Annotated in this window: 1 protein-coding gene; it reads left to right on the top strand. The window is 51.0% G+C overall.

The window, feature by feature from the left end; all coding sequences use genetic code 11:
- The first annotated feature begins 134 nt into the window (after nt 1-134).
- On the top strand, nt 135-4,403 hold the full coding sequence (locus QZQ08_RS09635) for an acyl-CoA dehydratase activase-related protein (protein WP_296331442.1): 4,269 nt from the start codon (nt 135-137) through the stop codon (nt 4,401-4,403).
- Nucleotides 4,404-4,475: the final 72 nt, after the last annotated feature.

The raw sequence follows: 4,475 nt of genomic DNA, 5'->3' as shown, positions 1-4,475 counted from the left end.
ATTAAGCTGCAACACAATCTTATATGGGTCTCCCGAGAAAATGTTGACACATACCAACAGGGGAATTCCATCATCCCAGTGTATGGAAATATGGTATAATTAGCTGTTAAGACCTAATATTTTAGAGGTGTATCATGAGTACTTATCAAGTAGGGTTGGACATTGGTTCCACCACTGCTAAAATGGTCGTTCTGGATGGCAGCAAACAAGTTGTTTTCTCCCGCTACAAGAGGCACCAAGCCAATATCATGGGGGTCCTCAAGGAAGAGCTGTCCGAACTTACCGCAGCCATCGGGGATGCGGCCGTCAAGATCAAGGTGACGGGCTCCGTTGGCATGGGGATTGCGGAAAAATTCAAGCTTGCCTTCGAGCAGGAAGTCATCGCCGCGACCAAATTTGTCAAGGAAAAATACCCCGAAGTGGCTACCCTCATCGATATTGGTGGGGAAGATGCCAAGATTGTCTACATTAAACCCGATGGCACATGTGATCTGCGCATGAACGGGAACTGTGCCGGCGGGACGGGGGCTTTTCTTGATCAAATGGCCGTACTCCTTGACGTGCCCATTGACAAACTGAACGAGCTTGCCGAAAAGGCAGAACACGTTCACTATATTGCTTCCCGCTGCGGCGTTTTTGCCAAGACGGATATCCAAAACCTCCTCAGCAAAGGCGTAAGCCGTGAGGACATTGCAGCGTCGATCTATCACGCCGTCGCTGTACAGGTCATTACGACCCTCTCCCATGGCTGCACAATCAAGCCGAAGATTCTTCTGTGCGGCGGACCGCTCACCTTCATGCCGAGCCTCCGCAAAGCCCTGATGGACGCACTCCAGGTTCCCTATGTGGAGTTCATTGTTCCTGACAAGGCAAACCTTATCCCTGCTTATGGGACCGCCCTCAGTGCAGAAGATGCTCCGTCAACGAGCCTGCAGAAACTCCGCGACCGGATTGCTTCTGCCCCTAAAGATGCCGTCCGCGTCACCGATACGGTGCCGCCCATCTTCCATGACGAAAAAGAATATATGGACTGGAAAAAGGAAAAGGAAGCGGACCACATTGTCCTCTCGCCCCTTACCAAAGATACGGACAAGGTCTTTGTCGGCATCGACTCCGGTTCGACAACGACGAAACTTGTCGTGACCGACGAAGAAGACCGCATCCTTTACACCCACTACGGTCCCAATAACGGCAACCCTGTAGGCGCGGTGCGTGAGGCTTTTGCCGATTTTTATACGAAATGCCTGGCCGTGGGAGCCAATCCCCGGATCATGGGAAGCTGCTCTACAGGCTATGGCGAAGACCTTATCAAGGCGGCCTTCAGCCTCAATACGGGCATCATCGAAACCATTGCTCACTATTTGGCAGCAAAAAAAATCAACGACAAGGTTTCCTTTATCCTCGACATTGGCGGTCAGGACATGAAGGCCATCTTTATCGATCACGGCGTACTGAACCGCATGGAACTGAATGAATCCTGTTCCTCCGGCTGCGGAACCTTTCTCCAGACTTTTGCCAAAGGCCTCAACTACAGCGTCAGTGAATTTGCAGACCTTGCCTGCAAGGCCCAGCACCCTTGCGATTTGGGAACGCGCTGCACAGTCTTCATGAACTCCAAGGTCAAGCAAAGCCTCCGCGAAGGGGTCACCAGTGCGGACATTGCTGCCGGTCTTGCCTATTCAGTTGTGAAGAACTGCCTATATAAGGTCCTTAAACTGAAGAACCCGCAGGAACTGGGCAATGAGATTGTGCTCCAAGGGGGCACCATGAAAAACGATGCCGTTGTCCGGGCCTTTGAAATCCTCACGGGGACCAAGGTCCATCGCAGCAACATTCCTGAAATCATGGGAGCCTATGGCTGCGCCCTATATGCCAAGACCAAGGGCCATGGCCAGGCGACCGTGGATGATATGATCCATGTCGCTTCTTTCAAGGATACCCAGCTGACCTGCCATGGCTGCGAAAACAACTGTCTCATCAAGAAATATCAATTCGATAATGGATCCATCTATTATTCGGGCAACAAGTGCGAAAAATACTTTACCAATAATGGCGATGATGTAACCCCAGGTGAGAATATCTACACCTATAAATACGACCTGCTCTTTAACCGGCCCATCAACGAAGAAGCGGAACGTACCATCGGCCTGCCGCGGACCCTCAATATGTACGAGGACTATCCTTTCTGGCATGCCCTGTTTACGTCCTGCGGCCTCAAGGTCCAGCTTTCCGATCCGTCCACCCTGCACCTTTATGAGACGGGGCTCCATGACGTGATGAGCGACAACATCTGTTTTCCTGCCAAACTTGTCCATGGTCATATCCTGAACCTCGTCCAAAAGCGGGTCAATCGAATCTTCATGCCCTATGTCATCTATGAACAGCAGGATGATAAGCGGCAGATCAACAGCTATAACTGCCCTGTAGTCTCGGGCTACTCCGACGTCATCAAAAGTGTCACGGAAACACAGATTCCCATCGACGCGCCGCCCATCAATTTCCAGGATGAAAAACTGCTCAAAAGGCAGCTCCGAAAATACCTCTCCTATATTGGCTTTGACCGCTTTACGGCCGATAAGGCCATTGCCAGCGCCCTCACGGCCCAGGAAGAGTACCGCCGGAAAATCCAGGAAAAGAACGAGGAAATCCTCGAAAAAAGCCGCCGGGAAGGAAAACTCACCATCCTCCTTGCAGGCCGGCCTTACCATACCGATCCCCTGGTCCAGCATAAGCTCAGCGACACCATTGCCGCCATGGGCATCAATGTCATCAACGAGGACCTGGTACGGGGCAATGAATCCATCGAGATCAACGATACGTACCTCATCAAGCAGTGGGCCTACATCAACCGTATCCTAAAATCCGCCGACTGGGCAGCCCGTCAGGACAACACTGTCCACTTTATGGAAATGACGAGCTTTGGATGCGGACCTGACGCTTTCCTCCAAGATGAAATCCGCGGACTTTTGCAGCGCCATGGAAAAGCCTTGACGCTCCTCAAAATCGATGATGTATCGAACATCGGATCCCTGAAGCTTCGCATCCGCTCCGTTGTGGAAAGCATTCGGTACAACGAAGACAGCAAACTCCGTACAGAAGCCTTTGTCGACACGCCGCGCTTTGAAAAGAGCATGAAGGACTATACCATCCTGACGCCGTACTTTACCCCCACCTTGTCACCGCTCATTCCGTCTGTCATGAAGGTTTTGGGCTACCACGTGGAGACCCTGCCCCAAAGCACGGGTCTATCCGCCGACATGGGCCTGCGGTTTGCCAACAATGAGGTCTGCTACCCGGCAACCCTTGTTGTGGGAGATTTCGTGGAGGCCTTGAAATCAGGGAAATATGATCTTCAAAAGACGGCCGTTGCCATTACCCAGACGGGCGGTCAGTGCCGAGCTTCAAACTACTTCGGCTTGATCAAGCACGCCCTCATTTCGGCAGGGTTCAAGGATGTTCCCGTCATTTCCCTTGCAACGAGCAGCAGTATCCAAAACGATCAGCCCGGCTTCCATATCAATTGGCTGAAGATCGCTAAGATTACGGTTACAACCATTCTCTTCTCAGACTGCCTGTCAAAATTCTATCATGCTGCAGTCGTCCGCGAAAAGAAAAAAGGACTGGCAGAAAAACTGCGTAGCAAGTACCTCGACCTCGCCAAAACGCAAATCGAAAAGAACCATTCCAAGGGCCTTTTAAAGCTGCTCAAGGAAGCGGCCCAGGAATTTACAGATGCCGTCAAGCCCAATGTAAGACTGCCACAAGTTGGGATCGTTGGAGAAATCTACCTCAAGTTCAACGCCTTTGCCCACAAAAACATCACGGGCTGGCTCATGGACCATCACATCGAGGTAATCCCGCCCCTTATGACACCCTTCTTCATGCAGGCCTTCGTCAATCGGCTGACCAATGATAAATTTGACCTCAAACATGATCGGATTCCCCATCTCCTGGTGGATTTTGTCTATCTCCAAATTGTCAAGATCATCGACAAGATCAACAAGATTGGCCGCACCTTCCCCTATTTCACTCCCTTTGAAGACATCTACGAGATGGCCAATGACGGTAAGGGCATCATCAATATGGCTGCCCAGTTTGGAGAAGGCTGGCTGCTGCCGGCGGAAGTTGTTGGATTTGCCAAAAGAGGAGTTCCCAACGTCATCAGTCTTCAGCCCTTTGGCTGCATTGCCAACCACATCATCGCCAAAGGCATTGAAAAGAAGGTCAAGACCCTTTATCCGGAAATGAACCTCCTAAGCCTGGACTTTGACAGCGGCGTCAGCGATGTCAACGTCACGAACCGTCTCCTGCTTTTTGTTGAAAATATCAAGACCAGCAAGACACCCGCCCCAGCAAAAGAGGTAAAAAAAGAAGAAGACTTCCAAGGCGAAATCATGCTGTAAAAAACGCTGGGAAAAACTGGTTCTATAATTTATTTTGGGGCGCTAAAGTGACCGTCCAGGTGCGTGTCCTCT

Origin of the sequence: uncultured Acidaminococcus sp., assembly GCA_900538365.1 — a bacterium.
Classification (GTDB): Bacteria; Bacillota; Negativicutes; order Acidaminococcales; family Acidaminococcaceae; genus Acidaminococcus.
Note: the sequence above shows the minus strand (reverse complement) of the source record. Positions and strands in the feature narration are given on the sequence as shown.